Origin of the sequence: Streptomyces sp. NPDC058459, assembly GCF_042721685.1 — a bacterium.
In the GTDB taxonomy this organism is placed as follows: domain Bacteria; phylum Actinomycetota; class Actinomycetes; order Streptomycetales; family Streptomycetaceae; genus Streptomyces.
Map to the genome: position 1 here is coordinate 1 of NZ_JBHXLV010000368.1, position 2,945 is coordinate 2,945.

Sequence of the window (2,945 nt, forward strand, 5' to 3'; positions counted from 1 at the left end):
CCGTTCCCCCCTGCCGGAGGAACGGGGCGCTCACGCGTGGTGCGGCCTGACCGCCGCGGGCTCACGCGTTCTTGATGGCCGAGATGTCGAAGCTGAGCTTGATCTTGTCGGAGACCAGCACGCCGCCCGTCTCCAGGGCCGCGTTCCAGGTCAGACCCCACTCGGAGCGCAGCAGCTCCGCCTTGCCCTCGAAGCCGACGCGCTCGTTGCCGAACGGGTCGGTCGCGGCGCCGTTGAACTCCAGGTCGATGGTGATCGGCCGGGTCACGCCGAGGATGGAGAGGTCACCGGTGACCCGGAAGTCGTCGCCGCCGAGGGACTCCGCCTTGGTGGAGCGGAAGGTCATCGTCGGGTGCTCGTCCGTCTTGAAGAAGTCGGCGGACTTCAGGTGGGTGTCCCGGTCGGCGCTGCCGGTGTCGATGCTGTCCATCGCCACGTCGAGCGTCGCGGTGGACCGGGCCGGGTTGCCGCCGTCCAGGTGCAGCGCGCCGGTGAACTCCGTGAAGCCGCCCTTGACGTTGGTGACCATGGCGTGCCGCGCGGTGAAGCCGATCGTGGTGTGCGCGGAGTCGACGGTGTAGTCGCCGGTCAGCGCGGCCAGGGCGGTGCTCGTGCCGGCGCTCGCCACGGGGGTCTGGGAGGTGCTGCTCTTGCGGCCGAAGATGCCCATGAGGTGCTCCTTGGGAAAGTGCGGGGAGGGTGCGGGAGAAGTGCGGGGGGAGTCTGTTTAAAGTTCAACGAACCCGCCGTGTGCCACCGTAGACCTATTCAGTTCGGTTTTCAACATCATCCGCTACGTGTTCGCGTGCTTACGTAAAGTCGCCGCGCGCAACCTGTGGCGGACGCGCGCCGGAGGCCGGAAGGTAGGGTTGCCCCGCCGGCCCCTTCCGCCGTCCGGGTGTCCCCATGTCACTCCGGGGATGGCATGTCCCACCCACGAATCCAGGGGCCGTTCACACCCCTCGCTTTGTGGCACCTCCACAAAGACAGCGCCCTCTGGGCAGTCGGAACGCCTGCATCACGCTCCGGTTCTGTTCGGTCGTACCAGGAAAACGCTCCGGAGACTGTACGGAGTCGACGGCCCGGTTTCCTTCCGGTCCTTCGTATGGTCACTACATGACCGTTTTGGAAGAGACGACGGGTGAGCCGGCGGACGCGCGCGGGCGGGTCGCCGAGCTGCACGTGATCCGTGCGCAGGCCCTGGCGGGCCCGAGCGAGAAGGCGACCGAGGCGCAGCATGCCAAGGGCAAGCTGACGGCCCGGGAGCGTATCGAGCTGCTGCTGGACCCCGGTTCCTTCCAGGAGGTCGAGCAACTGCGCCGGCACCGGGCGACCGGCTTCGGTCTGGAGGCGAAGAAGCCGTACAGCGACGGTGTGATCACCGGCTGGGGCACGGTGGAGGGGCGGACGGTCTTCGTCTACGCCCACGACTTCCGCATCTTCGGCGGCGCGCTGGGCGAGGCCCACGCCACGAAGATCCACAAGATCATGGACATGGCCATCGCGGCCGGCGCCCCGCTGGTCTCGCTGAACGACGGCGCCGGCGCCCGTATCCAGGAGGGCGTCTCCGCGCTCGCCGGCTACGGCGGCATCTTCCAGCGCAACACCAGGGCGTCCGGCGTCATCCCGCAGATCTCGGTGATGCTCGGCCCGTGCGCGGGCGGCGCCGCCTACAGCCCGGCGCTGACCGACTTCGTCTTCATGGTCCGCGAGACCTCGCAGATGTTCATCACCGGCCCGGATGTCGTCAAGGCGGTCACCGGTGAGGAGATCACCCAGAACGGCCTCGGCGGCGCCGACGTGCACGCCGAGACCTCGGGCGTCTCGCACTTCGCGTACGACGACGAGGAGACCTGCATCGCGGAGGTGCGCTACCTCCTGTCGCTGCTGCCGCAGAACAACCGGGAGAACCCCCCGCGGGTGGAGTCCTCCGACCCCGCCGACCGCCGCGGTGACGTCCTGCTGGACCTGGTGCCGGCGGACGGCAACCGGCCCTACGACATGACCAAGGTCATCGAGGAGCTCGTCGACGACGGCGACTACCTGGAGGTCCACGAGCGCTGGGCCCGCAACATCATCTGCGCGCTGGGCCGCCTCGACGGCCAGGTGGTCGGCGTCATCGCCAACCAGCCGCAGGTGCTGGCCGGCGTGCTGGACATCGAGGCGAGCGAAAAAGCTGCGCGATTCGTGCAGATGTGTGACGCTTTCAACATCCCGATCATCACGCTGCTGGACGTCCCGGGCTTCCTCCCCGGCGTCGACCAGGAGCACGGCGGGATCATCCGCCACGGCGCGAAGCTGCTCTACGCCTACTGCAACGCGACCGTGCCGAGGATCTCGCTCATCCTGCGCAAGGCGTACGGCGGCGCCTACATCGTGATGGACAGCCAGTCCATCGGCGCCGACCTCACCTACGCGTGGCCCACCAACGAGATCGCCGTGATGGGCGCCGAGGGCGCGGCCAACGTCATCTTCCGCCGTCAGATCGCCGACGCACAGGACCCCGAGGCGATGCGGCAGAAGATGGTCAAGGAGTACAAGGCCGAGCTGATGCACCCGTACTACGCGGCGGAGCGCGGCCTGGTCGACGACGTGATCGACCCCGCCGAGACCCGCGAGGTGCTGATCAGGTCCCTGTCGATGCTGCAGTCCAAGCACGCGGACCTGCCCTCCCGCAAGCACGGCAACCCCCCGCAGTGACCGAGACCCGGGAGACCACCGCCATGACCAGTACCGACATCCGCGTCGAAAAGGGCCTCGCCGACCCCGAGGAGGTGGCCGCCATAACGGCCGTCCTCCTCGCCCGAGCCGCCGCCCGCTCCGCGACGCCCCCGGCCCACCGCCCCCGCCCCCGTGCCGCCTGGCGCCGCCTGGAGCGCGAGAGCGGCTTCCGGGCCCCGCACAGCTGGCACTGAGCCCCACAGCACCCCACAGCACCCCCACAG

Annotated in this window: 3 protein-coding genes; 2 read left to right on the forward strand and 1 reads right to left on the reverse strand. The window is 69.0% G+C overall.

All coding sequences use genetic code 11. The annotated features are described in order from the left end of the window. Positions 1–61: 61 nt before the first annotated feature. Positions 62–670: a YceI family protein gene (locus ACFWN1_RS32620; protein ID WP_384370166.1), complete on the reverse strand. Its 609-nt coding sequence runs from the start codon at positions 668–670 to the stop codon at positions 62–64. Between the two features lie 446 nt (positions 671–1,116). Between ACFWN1_RS32620 and ACFWN1_RS32625 the strand changes: the two genes are divergently transcribed. Together ACFWN1_RS32625 and ACFWN1_RS32630 are read left to right on the forward strand one after the other, a co-directional pair. Further along, positions 1,117–2,700, forward strand: a complete 1,584-nt coding sequence (locus ACFWN1_RS32625) for an acyl-CoA carboxylase subunit beta (protein WP_384370169.1) — start codon at positions 1,117–1,119, stop codon at positions 2,698–2,700. Positions 2,701–2,723: 23 nt separating this feature from the next. Then, positions 2,724–2,915 (forward strand): acyl-CoA carboxylase epsilon subunit, encoded by a 192-nt coding sequence (locus ACFWN1_RS32630; RefSeq protein WP_384370172.1) that lies wholly within the window; start codon positions 2,724–2,726, stop codon positions 2,913–2,915. Positions 2,916–2,945: the final 30 nt, after the last annotated feature.

Excerpts from the sequence above, each read along its gene's own strand:
- ACFWN1_RS32620 (WP_384370166.1), bottom strand. The coding sequence starts at position 670 with ATGGGCATCTTCGGCCGCAAGAGCAGCACCTCCCAGACCCCCGTGGCG.
- ACFWN1_RS32625 (WP_384370169.1), top strand. The coding sequence starts at position 1,117 with ATGACCGTTTTGGAAGAGACGACGGGTGAGCCGGCGGACGCGCGCGGG.
- ACFWN1_RS32630 (WP_384370172.1), top strand. The coding sequence starts at position 2,724 with ATGACCAGTACCGACATCCGCGTCGAAAAGGGCCTCGCCGACCCCGAG.